At 31.1% G+C, this 19,900-nt stretch carries 16 protein-coding genes and 2 riboswitches; of the genes, 14 read left to right on the top strand and 2 right to left on the bottom strand.

Features of this window, described 5'->3' with window-relative positions; translation table 11 throughout:
• Positions 1 to 50: 50 nt before the first annotated feature.
• Together KQI42_RS12835 and KQI42_RS12830 are read right to left on the bottom strand one after the other, a co-directional pair.
• On the bottom strand, positions 51 to 1,352 hold the full coding sequence (locus tag KQI42_RS12835; RefSeq protein ID WP_216520371.1) for a homocysteine synthase: 1,302 nt from the start codon (positions 1,350 to 1,352) through the stop codon (positions 51 to 53).
• A 128-nt stretch (positions 1,353 to 1,480) separates the two neighbouring features.
• A riboswitch (SAM riboswitch) is annotated at positions 1,481 to 1,600 on the bottom strand.
• A gap of 48 nt (positions 1,601 to 1,648) precedes the next feature.
• Positions 1,649 to 1,755, bottom strand: a riboswitch (SAM riboswitch).
• A gap of 128 nt (positions 1,756 to 1,883) precedes the next feature.
• Entirely contained in the window at positions 1,884 to 2,684 is an 801-nt protein-coding gene (locus KQI42_RS12830; protein WP_216520369.1) for a M15 family metallopeptidase, read from the bottom strand.
• A gap of 202 nt (positions 2,685 to 2,886) precedes the next feature.
• Here KQI42_RS12830 and KQI42_RS12825 point away from each other — a divergent pair, with 202 nt between their 5' ends.
• From KQI42_RS12825 to hcp, 14 genes are all read left to right on the top strand, one after another.
• Positions 2,887 to 3,528: an LUD domain-containing protein gene (locus tag KQI42_RS12825; RefSeq protein ID WP_216520367.1), complete on the top strand. Its 642-nt coding sequence runs from the start codon at positions 2,887 to 2,889 to the stop codon at positions 3,526 to 3,528.
• 111 nt (positions 3,529 to 3,639) lie between these two features.
• Entirely contained in the window at positions 3,640 to 5,391 is a 1,752-nt protein-coding gene (locus KQI42_RS12820) for an ABC transporter ATP-binding protein (RefSeq protein WP_246566477.1), read from the top strand.
• Positions 5,366 to 7,207, top strand: a complete 1,842-nt coding sequence (locus KQI42_RS12815) for an ABC transporter ATP-binding protein (RefSeq protein WP_216520365.1) — start codon at positions 5,366 to 5,368, stop codon at positions 7,205 to 7,207. The genes KQI42_RS12820 and KQI42_RS12815 overlap by 26 nt, the downstream gene beginning before the upstream one ends.
• A gap of 13 nt (positions 7,208 to 7,220) precedes the next feature.
• A complete protein-coding gene (locus tag KQI42_RS12810) occupies positions 7,221 to 8,483 on the top strand; it encodes a hypothetical protein (protein WP_216520363.1) in 1,263 nt (420 codons plus the stop codon).
• A 43-nt stretch (positions 8,484 to 8,526) separates the two neighbouring features.
• Positions 8,527 to 9,537, top strand: a complete 1,011-nt coding sequence (lplA, locus tag KQI42_RS12805; protein ID WP_216520361.1) for a lipoate--protein ligase — start codon at positions 8,527 to 8,529, stop codon at positions 9,535 to 9,537.
• A gap of 13 nt (positions 9,538 to 9,550) precedes the next feature.
• Entirely contained in the window at positions 9,551 to 10,393 is an 843-nt protein-coding gene (gene lipA, locus KQI42_RS12800) for a lipoyl synthase (RefSeq protein WP_216520359.1), read from the top strand.
• Between the two features lie 278 nt (positions 10,394 to 10,671).
• Complete coding sequence (locus KQI42_RS12795; protein WP_216520357.1) at positions 10,672 to 11,124, top strand: MarR family winged helix-turn-helix transcriptional regulator; 453 nt, start codon at positions 10,672 to 10,674, stop codon at positions 11,122 to 11,124.
• Positions 11,125 to 11,171: 47 nt separating this feature from the next.
• The gene (locus tag KQI42_RS12790) at positions 11,172 to 12,899 is read left to right on the top strand and encodes an ABC transporter ATP-binding protein (protein WP_216520355.1); all 1,728 of its coding nucleotides are present in this window, start codon (positions 11,172 to 11,174) and stop codon (positions 12,897 to 12,899) included.
• On the top strand, positions 12,896 to 14,746 hold the full coding sequence (locus KQI42_RS12785) for an ABC transporter ATP-binding protein (RefSeq protein WP_216520353.1): 1,851 nt from the start codon (positions 12,896 to 12,898) through the stop codon (positions 14,744 to 14,746). The genes KQI42_RS12790 and KQI42_RS12785 overlap by 4 nt, the downstream gene beginning before the upstream one ends.
• Positions 14,747 to 14,913: 167 nt before the next feature.
• The gene (locus KQI42_RS21000) at positions 14,914 to 16,143 is read left to right on the top strand and encodes an ABC transporter substrate-binding protein (protein WP_216520351.1); all 1,230 of its coding nucleotides are present in this window, start codon (positions 14,914 to 14,916) and stop codon (positions 16,141 to 16,143) included.
• A 12-nt stretch (positions 16,144 to 16,155) separates the two neighbouring features.
• On the top strand, positions 16,156 to 16,860 hold the full coding sequence (locus tag KQI42_RS12775; RefSeq protein WP_216520348.1) for a GTP-binding protein: 705 nt from the start codon (positions 16,156 to 16,158) through the stop codon (positions 16,858 to 16,860).
• On the top strand, positions 16,850 to 17,866 hold the full coding sequence (locus KQI42_RS12770; RefSeq protein ID WP_216520346.1) for an ATP-binding cassette domain-containing protein: 1,017 nt from the start codon (positions 16,850 to 16,852) through the stop codon (positions 17,864 to 17,866). The genes KQI42_RS12775 and KQI42_RS12770 overlap by 11 nt, the downstream gene beginning before the upstream one ends.
• 17 nt (positions 17,867 to 17,883) lie before the next feature.
• A complete protein-coding gene (locus KQI42_RS12765) occupies positions 17,884 to 18,126 on the top strand; it encodes a hydrogenase maturation nickel metallochaperone HypA (protein ID WP_216520344.1) in 243 nt (80 codons plus the stop codon).
• A 93-nt stretch (positions 18,127 to 18,219) separates the two neighbouring features.
• A complete protein-coding gene (hcp, locus tag KQI42_RS12760; protein WP_281420429.1) occupies positions 18,220 to 19,872 on the top strand; it encodes a hydroxylamine reductase in 1,653 nt (550 codons plus the stop codon).
• Positions 19,873 to 19,900: the final 28 nt, after the last annotated feature.

Raw genomic sequence — 19,900 nt, 5'->3', positions numbered from 1 at the left:
AATTACTAATATATGAACTTCCTATATTTAATAAAAATAAAAGTATTTTACTAAACTGAAACTTTGGATACTGCCTTTGTGATTGCCTGTTCAATATCATAGATTAAATCATCAACATCTTCAATTCCAATAGATAGTCTTATCATGTCAGGAGTGACTCCTGCTAATTTCTGCTCTTCTTCTGTTAATTGAGCATGCGTGGTACTAGCTGGATGTATAACTAAAGACTTAGCATCTGCAACATTAGCAAGGTGAGAGAAGATTTCTAGATTCTCAATAAATTTTTTACCTTCTTCTATTCCACCTTTTATTCCAAAGGTAAATATAGAACCTGCCCCTTTGGGAAAATATTTTTGTGCTAAATCATAATATTTATTTCCCTTTAAGCTTGGATAGTTTACCCAAGATACAAAAGGGTGTCTTTGAAGGAATTCAGAGATTTTTTTTGCATTTGATACATGTTTTTCTATTCTTAGAGAAAGAGTTTCAAGTCCTTGAAGAAATAGAAATGAATTAAAGGGGCTAAGAGCAGCACCGGTATCTCTTAAAAGCTGCACTCTCATTTTTGTAATATAAGCTGCGGCTCCTATATCTCTAGAATAAATAAGACCATGATAGCTAGGGTCTGATTTATTAAAGTCCGGAAACCTATTGTTTCCTTCCCAATTAAACTTACCCGAATCTACTATTACCCCTCCTATTGAAGTCCCATGACCACCTATAAACTTTGTAGCAGAATGGACTACTATATCTGCACCAAATTCTATGGGTTTAATAAGGTATGGTGTTCCAAAAGTATTATCTACAATTAATGGAATTCCATTTTCGTGGGCAATATTAGCTACGGCTTCAATATCAATCAAATTTATTCCTGGATTACCTATAGTTTCAATATAAATAGCTTTGGTTTTATCACTTATAGCTTCTCTAAAGTTCTCTGGATCATCAGAGTCTACAAAAATAGTCCTTATGCCTAGTTTAGGAAGTGTATTGGAGAAAAGATTATAAGTACCTCCATATAATGTACTTGATGAAACAATCTCATCTCCTGTTCCTGCTATATTTATTATTGAATAAGTAATAGCAGCTGATCCTGAAGCTACGGCAAGAGCTCCAATACCTCCTTCGAGGGCTGCTACTCTTTGTTCAAAGACATCTGAAGTAGGGTTCATAATTCTAGTATAAATATTTCCTTCCTCTTTTAAAGAAAATAGGTTTGCACCATGTTCAACACTATTAAAAACGTATGATGTAGTTTGGTATATAGGAACTGCCCTTGCTCCTGTGTTAATATCAGGTTCTTGACCTGCATGTACTTGTAATGTATCAAACTTTAAATTTTCTATAGTCATATAAACATCTTCCTTTCATTTTTATTTTTTAAAATCATGTATGGAAATCAGCTTATAAAAAAATACAACCTCCTTTCTCCATATAGTTATGATGAAAGAAGGTTGTATTCATGTAATACATACGTATTCTCTCATCTGCCCTTAGGTCGGTTCAACCATAGGTAGGAATTGGCACCTTTTCAAATTCATTTAATTTGAAGGTTGCCGAGGTTTCATAGGGCCTTTCCCTCCGCCTCTCTTGATAAGATATTTATTAAATAAAAAAACCTCTTGCTGAAAGAGGTTTTGTAATCTTTTCCTTATCTTTCAGCATATGCTGCAGGATTTAGCACCGGGCATATATAAAAAGTATGCTGGTTGCTGGGTTTCATAGGGCCTTTCCCTCCACCGCTCTTGATAAGACATTTATTAAATTGTTTTAATTGTATCAGGGTTAATATAATGTGTCAATATAAATTTTTATAATTATTTAAAGATTTATATTATTTTATAGGACAAGTTAAATCATATAAACACTCATAAAATAATATATTATTTATCTCCTAGAAATTCTTCTAAAGTAATATTTTTTTCAAAGATTTCTGTTGCTACTTCTTTTCCCACATATCTAATATGCCAAGGTTCATAACTGTAGCCTGTTATGCTTACGTATTCTTTTGGATAACGTATTATAAATCCAAATTTATGAGCATTATTCTTTAACCATTTTCCTTCAACAGTTTGTCCAAAGTTTTCCTCTAAAGCAAAATTCGTTTCCTTACAAGATACATCTATAGCAAGACCTGTCTGATGTTCACTTTGACCTGGGGCTGCTACTAATTTATTAGCTTCTTCAATTCCTACTTTTTTTACTTTATTGTCAAACAACATCTTTTGTGTTTTATAGGATCTATATCCCGATACAGCATATAACATAATTCCATCTTCTTCTGCATGATTAAATAATTCTTCCAATGCCTTTGCAGCTTCTTCTCTCATATGTCTTTTTTCTATTTTTTCGTCAAAAGAAAATCTTACATTAGGAACTACTAAATCTTTTGGTTTATAATCGGAAGGAAGATTTCTTTCTTTATTTACTAAAACCAAGATATCATCTGTATTTTTTATTACAACTTTTCCATCTTTGTCTGTATATGTAGTATCTTTTAAATAATCAACTTTTACATCTGTTTTTACATTTTCTACATTATTTACAGGAGTATCCTCTACTTTTTTCACAGATTCAGCCCATATAGTTCCATTTAATAAATTTACAGCAATATTTTTAATTGACCAAAAAATACCTATTGCTATTACTCCTAAGGCCATAATTCTAATAAGCTTTTTATTCATGTTTTCACATCCCTTAAAATTATTTATGGAGATATCCATACTTGTCCATTATATAATATTAATACACCAAAATACAAAATTCGTCAAATTATCTTAAAAAAAGGAGAATAATAATGATGTGTGATTTTATCTTTGTATATATGGGATTATAATAATATAATGGTTTATAAGGAGATTTTCTTATTTGAATGGAGGAATGAAAGTGGATAAAAATGTTTCATGGTATATTGAAAAGCAAGTTCAGAGAACTATTAATAATTTAAATAATGGTAATATGGAAGGTTATTATGTTAAGGATGAAGAGGAGTTAATGGAAAAATTAAAGGAATTTATCCCTGCAAATTCCATAGTAGGAGTAGGAGATTCCATGACTCTTTTTGAAACGGGGGTTATTGATTTTCTTAGGGAAGGCGAGTTTGTTTTTTTAGATAAATATGAAGAAGGAATCACAAAAGAAGAGAAAAGAGAGATATATATTAAAAACTTCTCTGCTGATACTTTTATTTCTAGTACCAATGCAATAACAGAAAAAGGTGAATTATATAATATAGATGGAAATGGAAGCAGAGTAGCCCCTATGATATATGGTCCTAAACAAGTTATTATAGTAGCTGGAATAAATAAAGTTGTAAAAGATATAGAAGAAGCAGAAAGAAGAGTAAGAAGCTATGCTGCACCTATTGATGCCAAAAGATTAAATAAAGATACACCCTGTACTAAAGTAGGCTATTGTGTAGACTGTAGTAGTCCAAATCGAATATGTAATGACTTTGTTGTAATTAAAGGACAGTTTATTAAAGGAAGGATAAAGATAATTATAGTTGGAAAGCAACTAGGATATTAAATTGAAAATTTATAAAGGGGAAAATAATATAATTGGAGAACTAAGACATAAAGTAAATATATAAAGAAACATAAAGTTCTTGTAATTATTTGGAGTAGGAGTTGAATTTATATGGGCTATTTAAAAAAGTATATGAAAAAATACTGGAAACAATATATATTGGCTTTTGTATTTTTAACGGTTGAAGCTACATGTGATCTTCTACAGCCAACTATAATGTCACGTATAGTAGATAAAGGAGTAAAAGGAAGAGACATAGACTATGTTCTACGTCTAGGCAGTATGATGCTTTTAATTACAGCAATAGGGGCTACTTTCGCTATAGCAAGGAATATAGTATCAAGTAGGGTTTCTCAAAAGTTTGGTAGTGAACTTCGAGAAGATCTTTATAAAAAGATACAAAGCCTTTCTTTTGACAATATTAACTTATTTCAGGATGCTTCTCTCATAACTAGATTAACTAATGATGTAAACCAAGTACAAAACTTTGCCCATGGGATGATGAGAATTTTTGTTAAAGCTCCAATTCTATGTATTGGAAGTATTATCATGGCTACTATTATTAATCCGAGGATGGCCTTAATACTCATAGGGGTAATCCCTATAATCGGAATTTTAATATTTATAAACATGAAAGTAAGCTACCCTATTTTTACTAAAATACAAAGAGCATTGGATGAAGTAAATGGTGTAATTAGAGAGTATTTAGCGGGCATAAGGGTTGTGAAGGCTTTTAATCGATTTGATTATGAGATAGATCGCTTTGAAAAAGTAAATAATGAATTAACCGAAGTATCCATTAAAGGTGCGAGAACTATGGCAATTTTTAATCCTGGGATATCTTTTATAGTAAATATAGGTATAGTATTGATTTTATGGTTTGGCGGATATAAGGTAAATAGTGGAGATATACAAGTTGGTCAAGTTATTGCTTTTACCAATTATATGACTCAGATTCTTTTTTCTTTAATGATATTATCCAGGGTATTCACAATGTTTATTAGAGCAAGAGCTTCTGCAGAGCGTATAGGAGAAGTTTTCTTAGAAGAAAATAATTTACAACTAAAAGAATTTCCTATAAAATTAGAAAACGTTGAGGGAAGAATAGATTTTGAAAATGTATCTTTTTCTTATTTTAATAAAGATAAACCAATTCTTAAAGATATAAGTTTTTCATGTAAACCAGGAGAAACTTTGGCTATCATTGGTTCCACAGGAGCTGGAAAGACGACTCTTATCAACTTAATACCACGTTTTTACGATGTAACGGAAGGTTCTATAAAAATTGATGGAATTAATATAAAAGATTTAGATTCAAAAAAATTGAGAGAGATAATAGCTATGGTTCCTCAGAAAGTCCTTTTATTTACAGGTACAATTCTAGAAAATATAAAATGGGGAAATGACGAGGCTAGTTTAGACGATGTAGAAAGAGTCGCAAAAATATCTCAAGCCCATGATTTTATATTGTCTTTTCAAGAAGGATATAATACCGAATTAGGGCAAGGTGGAGTAAACTTATCTGGAGGACAAAAACAGAGAATTTCTATTGCCAGAGCTTTGATAAGGAAACCTAAAATACTTATATTTGATGATAGCACCAGTGCTGTAGACGTAGTTACAGAAGGAAAAATAAGGAAAGGGTTAAAAGAATATTTAAAAGATACTACATTTATATTGATTGCTCAACGTATTACATCTGTCATGGAGGCAGATAAGATATTGGTATTGGATAAAGGATCTATAGTAGGCATGGGAAATCATAAAGAACTTATGAAAGAATGTGAAATCTATCAAGATATATTTTATTCTCAGATAGGAAGGGAGGAGCTTAAAAATGGAACCCAGACAATCTGGCAATAAAGGAGTAACTGGCATTAGTGGTTTAAGAGGCCCTAGAAGTGTAATGCCTGTTATAAAACCAAAAAATCTTAAAGAAACTCTAAATAGATTATGGTCTTACTTTAGAAGTGAGAAGAAATTATTATTCATAGTTTTTTTATTAATATTAATAAGTTCTGGGTTGGGGTTATTGGTACCCTATTTTATTGGAAAAGCCATTGATACTATGTATCTTGGTAAAATGGCTGTGAATTTTAAAGGATTGGGAATAATTATTGGAATTCTTACTGTTGTTTATATAATGGATAGTCTTATGAGCTTTTTACAAGACTGGATTATGGCTGGAATATCCCAAAGAATAGTCTTTAATTTACGAGAAACTCTTTTTGCTAAGCTTCAAAATTTACCTATATCTTTTTTCGATGTTCATACCCATGGGGAAATAATGAGTAGATTGTCCAATGATATAGATAATGTAAGCACTACCATATCTCAATCTACTGTACAGCTTATGTCGAGTGCCATTAATATTTTAGGTTCCTTTATTATGATGCTTATATTAAGTAGAATACTTACCATTGCTAGTATGGTAACTATACCTATGGTTTTATTAATGACAAGGAACGTAGCTAAAAGAACTAAGGTATTATTTAAGGAACAACAAAGTATTCTTGGTAATCTAAATGGTCATATTGAAGAATCCATATCGGGTATTCAAGTAGTGAAAGCTTTTAATAATGAAGATAAGGTAATTGAAAAATTCCATGATATAAATTCAGGTTTATGCGAGGTTGGTATAAAGGCACAAATATGGTCTGGATATATAATGCCTTTAATGAATGTAATTAACAATATAGGGTTTGGAGTAGTTGCAGTGTTAGGTGGAATTTTGGCTGTAAAGGATATGATTACTGTAGGAGTAATAGCCAGTTTTTTAAGTTATTCAAGACAATTTTCAAGACCATTAAATGAGTTAGCTAATACTTTTAATACCATCCAATCAGGATTAGCAGGAGCGGAAAGGGTATTTGAAATCTTGGACGAAGAGGAAGAAATAGAAGATTTAAAAGATGCTAGAGAATTAGAAAATGTAAAAGGAGAAGTTGTCTTTAATAAAGTTACTTTTGGCTATAATCCTGATTTTCCTATTTTGGAACATATAAGTTTTAAGGTAGAAGCAGGAAGCAATATTGCCTTAGTAGGACCAACAGGAGCAGGGAAAACGACTATTGTCAATTTACTTACAAGATTTTACGAAATAACAGAAGGAGAAATCCTAATAGACGGAAAAGATATAAGAGAATATTCGAGAGACAGTTTAAGAAAGTGTTTTGGAATGGTTTTACAAGATACTTATCTTTTTTCTGGTACTGTAAAAGAAAACATTAGGTATGGCAGATTAGAAGCCTCTGATGAAGAGATAGAAAGGGCTGCAACAATGGCTAGAGCAGATGAATTTATTAAAAAGATGCCAAAAGGATATGATACTGTACTTGGAGAAGGGGGATTAAATTTAAGTCAAGGTGAAAGACAACTTTTAGCTATTTCTAGAGCTATTTTAGCTAATCCATCTATACTCATATTGGATGAAGCTACATCTAGTGTTGATACAAGAACAGAATTTAAAATACAAGAGGCTATGGTTAAACTTATGAAAAATCGAACGACTTTTATAATTGCCCATAGACTTAGTACTATTAAAGATGCAGATATAATTATGGTAATTGATGGAGGTAAGATAGTGGAAAGCGGCAGTCATAATGAACTGATGATCAAAAGAGGAGCTTATTATCGTTTGTATAAAAGCCAGTTTATGAATGTTATTATAGAAAATTAGTAGAAATATATTAATGGCTGGTGATATATTAATGGAAGGTATAGATAAATTGTTTGAAGATTTAAAGGTTAAACACTTATCTTTCTGGTGGAATACAAAACCCGAATTTCCTAAGTTACAAGAAAAAGTTAGTTTTTCTGATAAACTAAGAAATGAAAAGAAAATAGAAAGATTTAGAAAAGGTCTTTTTAAAACTTTACAGCAAATACCTAAAGGTAAAGAGAAAGAAGAGAATTGGAGAAAAGAAGTATTTAGTTTAATAAAGGATCTAGAGTTTAATATTTCAGGCTATGAAGACAGTATTATCGACTTTTTTATTGAAAATGGATATGCAAAAATTACCGAAGAATTTATAAAAGAAGTAAAAGAATTTGACCCTAAAATGGATATATATGATACATTTCAAGCTATTAGAAATGTGTGGATTATGAATAGTATACAAATATTGTATAACATGAAAGTTCAATTAACGCCTTCAATATTTTCGTATAGCATGCTATACCCATATAGTGATAATTATTTAGATGACCCTAATATTTCATTGAAAGAAAAGGTGGAATTTAACAATAAATTTAGAAAGTGGTTGTTAGGGGAAGAAAAAAATCCTTCAAATATTAACGAAGAACATATATACAGTCTTGTTAAAAAAATAGAAGGGGAATTTTCAAGAGTCATCTATCCAAAGGTATTTTATAGTCTTTTAGCTATTCATAAAGCCCAAGAGCAAAGTCTTATACAGCAAAAAGAAAAAACCATTCCCTATGAAAAAGATATTATAGGGATTACTTTTGAGAAAGGTGGTACTTCTGTTTTAGCGGATGCTTATCTTGTTAGAGGTGATTTGGAAGAAGAAGAAGCTGATTTTATGTTTGGATATGGTGTGTTTCTTCAAATAATAGATGATTTACAGGATATAGAGGAAGATTTAAAAAATAGTCATATGACTTTATTTTCTCAGTTAGGAGATAAGTATTTCTTAGATAAAATTGTAAGTAAGTTAATGAACTTTATTGATAATTTTTTTCATAATGAAACCACTTTTTTATTGGAAGACGCTCTTAAGTTAAAAAAAGTTATACATGCTTGTTCTATTATTATGATATTTGAGGCTGTATCTAAGAATAAGAAGAGATTCAGCAGAGGGTATATAAAAGAGATAGAAAGTCATTCTATGGTCAGATTCTCCTATTTTAAAAAGGTAAAAAAGAAGTTCCAAAAAACTTTTTCATCAGAGGATATTATAAACATTTGCACTATACTAAGTAAAAGTAAATAAAGATATAACAGGATAAAACGATATATCACGGGAGGTAAAAGAAATGATATATGTAATTAATAATAGCAACAATCCATTTTTCAATCATGCTGCAGAAGAATATTTAATTAATGAATTTAATGAAGAAATATCCATGCTTTGGATTAATAGACCATCCATATTAATAGGAAGAAATCAAAACACAATATCAGAAATAAACTTGGATTACGTAAAAGCTAATAATATAGATGTGGTAAGAAGACTTTCAGGTGGGGGGACAGTATTCAACGACTTAGGTAATATGAATTTTACATTTATAACTTTTAGAAATACTTCTAATCAATGTATTAAAAATGGTTTTGAGAAATTTGCTTTACCAGTTATACATGCGCTTAAATCCTTAGGTATAGATGCAACATTTAATGGAAGAAATGATATTACAATAGATGGTAAGAAGTTTTCAGGAAATGCTCAATATTTTCAAAAGAATAAGCTGCTTCATCATGGAACCATCCTGTATGATTGCGATATGACAAAGCTTTCCCAAGCATTAAAGAGTAAAGCTGTGAAATTTAAGGACAAGAGTGTCAAGTCTGTAAGTTCAAGAGTTACAAATATTCTTCCATATATGGAGACAAAGATGGACTTGCTAGAATTTAGAGAGTATTTGAAGAACTATATAATTAAATCAAATAACATTGAAAAAATATATACATTTAATCGTAGGGATATTGAGAAAATCGAGAAAATAATGAAGGAAAGATTTGAAGCCTGGGAATGGAATTATGGAGAATCTCCGGTATATACTTGTGAAAACATTGTTAAATATCCTTGTGGTGTAGTGGAGTATAGTTTAAATATAGAAAATGGTGTAATTAAGGATATATCTATTTATGGAGATTTCTTTGGAGAGAAGAATATCAACGATTTAGAGCTTAAACTAATAGGAATAAAACATAATATTGAGGATATTGAATTTGCCATTAAAGAAATAAATATAGATAGATATATTAAGGGCCTTTCAAAAACTGAGTTTATGCAAGGCTTGATGGACATATATAATACAAATTTATAGGGGGAGAATATAAATGAAAAAACCAGATTGGATAAAGATAAGAATGCAAAGTGGAATCCAGACAAATAAAGTAGAATCATTGATTTCTGATCTTTCGTTAAATACTGTGTGTGATGAAGCAAATTGTCCAAATAGAATGGAATGTTATAAAAGGGGAACGGCAACTTTTATGATACTTGGTAGAAATTGTACAAGAAACTGTACATTTTGTAATGTGATAAGAGGTGTACCTGACGAAGTAAATCCTAAAGAACCTGAAAATGTTGCAAAGGCCGTAGCAAAACTGGGATTAAGACATGCTGTAATAACCTCTGTAACAAGGGATGATCTTCCTGACCAAGGGGCAATGCAGTTTGTAAAAGTAGTAGAAGAAATAAGAAAAGCTGCACCGAAGGTATCCATAGAACTTCTTATACCTGATATGCAAGGAAATAAAAAACTTTTAGATCTAATAATAGATTCAGAACCAAACATATTAAATCATAATGTAGAAACTGTACCTGAACTCTACAAGAAGGTTAGGCCTATGGCAGTCTTTGAAAGGTCTATTGAGCTATTAGAGTACGTAAAGATAAGAAAACCAAATATGAAAACTAAATCGGGAATTATGCTTGGATTGGGAGAAACAGAAGAACAAGTAATCAATGTAATGAAGAGACTTTTGGAAGTAAACTGTGATATGCTAACTTTAGGTCAATATCTTCAACCTACTACAAAGCATATAAAGGTAGTAGAATACATAACACCAGAGAAGTTTGATTATTATAAGGATGTTGCCCTAGCCATGGGCTTTAAGAGAGTAGCTTCAGCACCATTAGTTAGAAGCTCTTATTATGCAGAAGATTTACAAGAATAAAAGTGAGTAAAAAATCAATAGAAATATATTTCTATTGATTTTTTTATAACCCATAGGAAAGTCCTGTTTTTCCTTAATTTAAACTTTACGTAATGGGTTTCAAAAAAGGCTTCTTCAATGTACCAATGTTTCAATAGAAGCCTTTTTTATAATAGTAGTTAGTAGGCTAACTTAAGTAAAATAAATTTATTATATAGATAATTAAATATTGACTATGGTATATCTTGATGTTAAAATAGTCTATATGTTTAGACGACTAACTAAATAGGAGGATAAATATGGATTGTGTAGACAAAGATTCTTTATATCATATATTTTTAGAAATACTGAGGCTTCATTATTATTGCACTCATGTACTTCTTGATGAAGTAGGAGTTTATCCAGGACAGCCACCCATGCTTTTTGTTTTAAGTAAGGAAGATGGTCAGAGCCAAAAGGAGCTGGCTAATAAATTGAATTTAAAACCTGCCACTATAACCGTAATGCTAAAAAGAATGGAGAAAGCAAATTTAGTAGAACGTAGACAGGATGCAGAAGATCAAAGAGTATCTAGAGTTTATATTACTGAACAGGGAAAGGAAGTATATGAGAAAGTAAATAAAATAATGAAGAACGTTGAAGAAGAGTGTTTTGGAAACTTTACAGTAGAAGAAAAGGTAATTCTTAGAAGATTGTTAATGCAAATGAAAAATAATCTCCTTACAGCAAATGATAAACAACCAAGTATTTAAATGGTGAAAAATAAATAGTATATTTAAGGAATTGGAGATGATAATTTATGATTAAACTTTTTAAGTATTTAAAACCCTATAAAAAATATGTTGCTGGTGTTTTAATACTTACCTTTTTTAACGCTTTATCCGAGTTGTATTTACCTAATTTAATGTCAGATATTGTTAACAATGGAATTGTTAAAGGTGATACAAATTATATTCTGAAAATAGGCGGGATCATGCTTATAGTTGCAGCTTTTTCCGCTATCAGTATAGTATTTGCTAGTCTTTTATCATCCAAAACAGCTATGGGTTTTGGTAAAGATCTTCGTCAAAAGATATTTTCTCATGTTGAAGGTTTTTCTCTTAATGAATTTGATAAAATAGGTACTTCTTCACTAATTACTAGAACTACTAATGATATTACTCAAGTCCAGCAAGTAATGGTAATGATGCTTAGGATGATGGTTAGAGCACCGATGATGTGTATTGGTGGTATTATCATGGCGGTATCAAAGAATAGACAATTATCAATGATAATTGTATTCGTAATACCTATATTAATATTAGCTATATCTATTGTTGCTAAAAAAGGATTTCCTTTATTTAAACTAATTCAAGAGAAAATAGATAGAGTAAACCTCGTTTTACGTGAAGAACTTACAGGAATTAGAGTAATACGTGCTTTTGACCGTATTGATCATGAAAAGAAACGATTTAATGAATCAAATAAGGATCTTACAGATACAGCAATTAAAGTAGGCCGGATAATGGCTATATTAATGCCCCTTATGAATATTGTTCTTAACTTTACAACTATTGCTGTTGTTTGGTATGGCAGTAAACAAATTGATATGGGGACTATGCAGGTAGGAGATTTAATGGCATTTATTCAATACGTTATGCAAATAATGTTTTCTCTAATTATGGTTTCTATGATGTTTATTATGATACCTCGAGCTTCAGCTTCTGCAACAAGAGTTAATGAAGTACTGGAAATTATTCCAGAAATTAATGATAAAGAAAAAACAAAGGAAGCTAGTGAAAAGAGAGGATTTATAGAATTTAAGGATGTTACTTTTAGTTATCCTGGTGCAGAAAAACCAGCTTTAAGTAATATTTCTTTTAGTGCAGGGCCAGGCGAAACTACTGCAATAATTGGCGGTACAGGATCTGGTAAAACTTCATTAATAAGTCTTATCCCTAGATTCTATGATATTGACAGTGGTAGTATATTAGTAAACAATACTGATATTCGTGAAATTAGTCAGAAAACTTTAAGAGCAAAAATTGGATTTGTTCCTCAAAAGGCAGTTTTATTTACAGGAACTATTTCGGAAAATATTAGATATGGTAAAGAAGATGCTACAGATGAGGAAGTTAAACATGCAGCTGAAGTAGCTCAAGCTACAGAATTTATTTCCAATATGAAGGATGGTTTTGATTCCTATATAGCCCAAGGAGGTACTAATGTTTCAGGAGGACAGAAACAGAGACTTTCCATTGCTCGTGCTTTAGTTAGAAAACCAGAAATTTATATATTTGATGATAGTTTTTCAGCTCTTGATTTTAAAACAGATGCTAAACTTAGAGAAGCCCTTAAAGATGAAACTATAAGTTCCACAGTAATAATAGTTGCACAAAGAGTTAGTACAGTTATGGATGCAGATAGGATTATAGTTTTAGATGAAGGAAAAATTGTAGGTATTGGGAAACATGAAGACCTTTTAAATACCTGTGAAGTATATAGTGAAATAGTATCTTCACAGCTGTCAGAGGAGGAAATAGCATGAGTGAAGAACGGAGAACTAAAAATAGATCAGGAGGACCAAGACATGGAGGTCCCCGTATGTCTATGCCTGTAGAAAAAGCAAAGGATTTTAAGGGAACCTTAAGAAGGCTTCTTAAATATTTAGCACCACATAAGTTTAAAATATTTACTGTATTTCTAACTGCTGTTCTTAGTACAATCTTTAGTATCCTTAGTCCTAGGGTTATGGGAAAGGCAACTACAAAACTTTTAGAAGGTATGATGATGAAATTTCAAGGTGTACCTGGAGCAAAAGTTGATTTTGAATATATAGGTTATATACTAATTATTTTGGCTGGACTTTATGTTATTAGTGCTATATTTGCATATATACAGCAATTTATTATGGCAGGTATTTCCCAGAAAATAGTTTATGTTTTAAGAAAAGACGTAAACGACAAGCTTTCTAGGCTACCCCTTAAATTCTTTGATTCCCATACTACTGGAGAGATTTTAAGCCGCGTTACTAATGATGTTGATAATATTAGTTCGACTTTACAACAAAGCATTACTCAGCTTATCTCGGCGGTAGTAACTTTAGTTGGTATAATTATTATGATGTTATCTATTAGTCCAGTAATGACTTTAATATGTTTTGTTACAATACCTCTTAGTGTTCTTGTAACAAAATCAGTAGCTTCCCGCTCACAGAAATATTTTAAAGGTCAGCAATCTTCTTTAGGAGAACTTAATGGTCATATAGAAGAAATGTACACAGGGCATGAAATAGTAAAAGCTTTTGGGCATGAAAATAGATCTATAGATAAATTTAATAAGATAAATGAGCAGCTATATGATTCAAGCTGGAAGGCTCAATTTATTTCTGGTGTTATAATGCCATTAATGAGTTTTATCAACAACATTGGCTATATATTTGTATGTGTTGTTGGAGGAATATTTGTTACTAAAAGAAGAATAACTATAGGAGATGTTCAAGCTTTTATTCAATATTCAAGGCAGTTTACTCAGCCAATAGTGCAGACAGCAGACATTGCTAATGTTATTCAATCTACCATTGCTTCAGCAGAAAGAGTATTCGAGCTTTTAGATGAAACAGAAGAGATTCCTGACCCTCATAATGCCAAAGTAATAGAGGAACCTAAAGGTAGAGTAAAATTTGATAAAGTTGATTTTGGTTATAAGAAAGACGTTACTTTAATTAAGGATATGAATATAGATGTAAAACCAGGAGAAACTATAGCTATTGTAGGACCAACAGGAGCAGGTAAGACTACTCTTGTTAACTTATTAATGAGATTTTATGAAATAGATGATGGAGCAATTACAATTGATGGCGTTGATATTAGAGAACTAAGGCGAGGAGATTTGAGAAACATCTTCGGTATGGTTCTTCAAGATACTTGGTTATTCAATGGAACTATAAAAGATAATATTGCTTATGGTAGAAAAGGAGCTACTGATGAAGAAATTGTTCAGGCAGCAAAGGCTGCTCAAGCAGATCACTTTATTAGAACTCTTCCAGATGGATATAATACAATCTTAAATGAAGAAGCTTCTAATATTTCTCAAGGACAAAAACAACTTTTAACCATTGCTCGTGCATTACTTGCTGATCCTAAAATTTTGATTCTTGATGAGGCAACCAGTAGTGTAGATACTAGAACAGAACTTCTTATTCAAAGAGCTATGAATGAACTTATGAAAGGAAGAACCAGCTTTGTCATTGCCCATAGATTGTCAACTATTCGTAATGCCGATTTAATATTGGTTATGAATGAGGGAAGTATTATAGAAAAAGGAAATCATGACGAACTTATGAGACAAGGTGGTTTTTATGCAGATCTTTATAATAGCCAGTTTGCAGCATAGAGTTTAATAAAAATATATAGTTTATAGATTAAAAAACACCTAATACAATTTTTAGGTGTTTTTTAATTGAAAAAATTATTAGACATTTGGTAACCATTGTTACGGAAATTTTAATTCAAAAGTACTAAAATATCAATTGAAGATATGGTATTTAAGGAGGAATAAGAGTGAACACATATTTTAATATAAAGGATTCCCTATATGATATAACTAAAAAATATCCAGAGACTTTAGATATATTTGTTTCCAGCGGATTTGAACAAATGAAAAATGAAGAAATGAGAAGAACTTTAGGAAAGACACTTTCTTTAGAAATGGCCTTAATGAGTAAAAAAATAAATACAGATTTATTTATAAATAAACTAATAGAAGTAATAAAAGAAAATAGAAGTTTAACTGATGAGTCTCTTTCAACATTAAAAAGGAGTAAAGCTGCAGATATTAGAATAGACGGAGTACTACCTTGTCCTGTTAGAATCCCTTTAATGGAGAACTTTAACAAATGGATGGAAGAAGAACAAGATAAATTTGATTTTACTGTAGATTATGAATTAAAGGCTGCTTCTAGCGGAATTGACTGGATTAAAAATGCTGTAGAAAAGGCAGAAAATGAAGACTGCTTATCAGATATATTTATATCTGCTGGTTTTGATCTATTTTTTGATAAAAAGTTGATGGGAAAGTTTAAATCTAAAGGTGTTTTTGAGGATATAACAAACTTTCAAGAACTAAATAGAGATTTTCAGAATAAAGAAATAAACCTTAGGGATCCAGACAGTCAATATTCTATTATAGGAGTAGTACCAGCAGTATTTCTTATAAATAAAGAAGAATTAAAGGATAGTGAGATGCCAAGAAGTTGGGAGGATATTTTAAAACCTGAGTTTGAAAATAGAGTAAGTTTGCCTATTAGTGATTTTGATTTATTCAATGCTATTTTATTAAATATATATAAGAACCATGGAGAAGATGGCATTAAAAGACTAGGTAAAAGCTTACTTAAAAGTATGCATCCTTCTGAAATGGTGAAATCTCATATGAAGAGAGTGGATAGACCAGCTATAACAATAATGCCTTATTTCTTTACTAAAATGGTAAAAGAAAATGGACCAATGACAGCAGTCTGGCCTTCAGATGGAGCAATTATAAGTCCTATATTCCTGCTAACTAAAAAGAGTAAGAAGGATAAGACAAAACCTTTTGTAGACTTTTTTGCTTCTAAAGAAGTAGGAGAGATCCTATCTCATAATGGACGATTTCCAAGTACTAATCCAGATGTAAATAATAATCTTGATAAAGAGAAAAAATTTATGTGGTTAGGTTGGGATTATATAAATAGTAATGATATAGGTAATTTAATTAAAGAATGTGAACGATTGTTTAATGAGTCTATTTAGGAGGGTTAATAAATGAACTTAATAACTTTTTCTGGTCCTCCTTCTTCGGGGAAGACCTCAATTATACTTAAAACTATAGAGGCATTAAAGCAAAGAAAGATTTCTGTGGGAGTAGTTAAATTTGACTGCCTTCATACAGATGATGATATTTTATATGAAAAAGCAGGAATACCTGTAAAAAAAGGTTTATCAGGAGCATTATGTCCCGATCACTTTTTTGTAAGTAATATAGAAGAGGTAGTACAATGGGGAAGGAAAATAGGTTTAGATATATTGATAACGGAAAGTGCAGGTCTTTGTAATAGATGTTCACCTTATATTAAAAACATAACAGGAGTTTGCGTTATAGACAATTTAAGTGGTATAAATACGCCTAAGAAGATTGGACCTATGTTAAAATCAGCAGATATTGTAGTGATTACTAAAGGAGATATAGTTTCTCAAGCAGAAAGAGAGGTCTTTGCTTCTAAAGTAAACTCTGTAAATCCCAAGGCAATGACAATGCATATAAATGGACTTACAGGACAGGGAGCTTATGAACTAAGCACTATTTTATATGATGAGAACTTAAACGTTGAAACTGTTCAAGGGATGGAATTAAAATTCCCAATGCCTTCAGCATTATGTTCCTATTGCCTAGGAGAAACTAGAATAGGAGAAGCTTATCAAATGGGAAATGTAAGAAAAATGAAATTAGGTGATGAAGATGAACAATAAAGATATATTAAATAAATTAACCATAAGAGAATTAGAAGAAAAGTATCCCTTTGTAATTAATTATTTTATAGAAAATAAATTGGATATAGATAATTTTAAAGAATATACTTTCACAGAATATTTGAATCATTTTTCTGAAGAAGATATTGAAGACTGGGCTATTGATAAGGAGAAGTTAATGGAAGGTCTTATTGAGTATATTACTCAAATGGCAGCCTTTTTAGGAATCAAAGAAGAAAGTGGTATAGAATCCTTAACTATAATAGCTGGTACTGATAAAAGTGGAAATAAAGAAGGGTTTAAAGAAATAACTATAAATAGATCTGAAATCATTTCTATAGTTGGACCTACAGGATCAGGGAAATCTAGACTTTTAGCAGACATAGAATGGGCGGCTCAAGGGGATACACCGACAGGAAGAAGTATTTTAATAAATGGAGAAGTTCCTGATAAAAAATGGAGGTTTTCATCAAATAATAAGTTAGTGGCACAGCTTTCACAGAATATGAACTTTGTAATGGATTTAACCGTTAGAGAATTTTTAGAACTTCATGCAGCTAGTAGATTAGTAGAAGATGTAGAAGGAGTAATAGAAAAAATAATAGAAGCTTCCAATAATCTAGCAGGAGAAAAATTTGACTTAAACACGCCTATTACTAGCTTAAGTGGTGGACAATCTAGGGCTTTAATGATTGCAGATACTGCTATCTTAAGTTCGTCTCCTATAGTGCTGATAGATGAAATAGAAAATGCAGGGATAGATAGAAAAAAAGCGTTGGAACTATTAGTAAGTAAGGAGAAAATTGTTTTAATGGCTACTCACGATCCTACTTTAGCATTAATTGCAGACAAAAGAATGGTAATTAAGAATGGTGGCATTAGTAAAGTTTTAGAAACCAATGAGGAGGAAAAAGAACTTTTAATTGAACTAGAAAAGATAGACAACCTTGTGCAAGGTATGAGAAATAGTTTAAGAGCAGGAGAAACCCTAAGAAAGACATTTTAAGTTAAGGAGGAATAATTATGCATGAAGGATGTTCAGGAGTCTTTGAAAATGGAAAACAGGTAGTAGATAAAATAAGGATGATGGGATTTGACACCCAGCCAATGATACTGCCTTTAATTATTAAATGTGTTGAATGTGGTGAAGAATTTGAAATGGAAAATCATGAAGGAAAATGTCCAAAATGTAGTATGGTATACGGAGTAACTCCTTGTCATGCTTTTGATCCTAATAATGTAATGGCAGCAGGAAAAGATTATTAAAAAATATTATATCGGTAACCTATGTTACCGAAACTCTATAGAAGATATAGTAATATTGTATTTACAAAGAGTAAATAAATAGGAGGTATGGAAATGAGTATGTTTTGTTATCAATGTCAAGAAACAGCACAAGGTAAAGGCTGTACTAAGATGGGAGTTTGCGGAAAGACATCAGATGTTGCCCACTTACAAGATTTAATGATATATACTTTAAAAGGAATATCAATTTTAGGATTAAAAGCTGATGAAATAGGTTTAAAGATGCCGAATTTAGATAGGTTTTTAATTGAAGGACTATTTATGACAATAACAAATGCAAATTTTGATAAGGATAGATTTATTGAAAAGATTAAAGAAGCCCTTAAATTAAGAGAAGAATTAAAAGGAAATTTAAGAGAAAAAGGAGTTTCTTTAGATGATCTACACGATGCTGCTACATGGAATATTAATTCAGATGATGACATAGAATTAAAGGCAAACAGTCCATTAGTAGGAGTATTGGCAACAGAAAATGAAGATGTTCGTTCCTTGAGAGAACTGATTACTTATGGCGTTAAAGGAATGGCAGCTTATGCGGAACACGCTATGAATTTAGGATATGAAGATGAAGAAATTTCTAAATTTATAAGAAAAGCACTGGCGGCTACATTAGATAATAGTTTGACTGCTGATGAACTAGTAGCATTAACTTTAGAAACTGGTAAATATGGTGTAGATACTATGGCATTACTTGATAAGGCTAATACATCTGCTTATGGAAACCCAGAAATAACAGAAGTAAATATAGGCGTTAGAAATAATCCAGCTATATTAATTTCAGGCCATGATTTAAAAGACTTAGAAGAATTACTAGAGCAAACAAAGGGAACTGGTGTAGATGTTTATACTCATGGAGAGATGCTACCAGCTCACTATTATCCAGCATTTAAAAAATATGATAACTTTGTAGGAAATTATGGAAATGCATGGTGGAAACAAAGAGAAGAATTCGAAAAATTCAACGGACCAATACTATTTACTACTAACTGTATAGTTCCTCCAAGTGCATCCTACTCTGATAGAGTATATACTACAGGTTCTTCTGGATATCCAGGATTTAAGCATATCCCTGATAGAGTAAATGGACAATCTAAAGATTTCTCACAAATAATAGAACATGCGAAGAAATTACCAGGACCTATAGAAATTGAAACAGGAAAAATCGTTGGTGGATTTGCTCATGCTCAAGTATTTGCTTTAGCAGACAAGGTTGTAGAAGCAGTTAAAACAGGAGCTATAAAGAAATTCTTTGTAATGGCTGGCTGTGATGGAAGAATGAAGAGTAGAGATTACTATACAGAATTCGCTTCAAAACTTCCTAAAGATACAGTTATATTAACAGCAGGATGTGCAAAATATAAATACAATAAATTAAGTCTTGGAGATATAGGTGGAATTCCAAGAGTATTAGATGCAGGACAATGTAATGATTCCTACTCATTGGCAGTAATAGCACTTAAGTTAAAAGAAATCTTTGAATTAAATGATATAAACGAATTACCAATTGCATACAATATTGCATGGTACGAACAAAAAGCTGTAATAGTATTGTTGGCACTTTTACACCTTGGAGTAAAAAATATTCACTTAGGACCTACACTACCAGCATTCCTATCACCAAATGTAGCTAAGGTATTAGTAGAGACCTTTGGAATTGGAACAATCTCAAACGTTGAAGATGATATGAAAATGTTCTTAGGAGCATAATTAAAATAAATAATATGGCAGTTAGATT

This window comes from Tissierella simiarum (assembly GCF_018917865.1).
GTDB lineage: Bacteria > Bacillota > Clostridia > Tissierellales > Tissierellaceae > Tissierella_C > Tissierella_C simiarum.
This window is presented reverse-complemented; position numbering and strand designations above follow the sequence as displayed.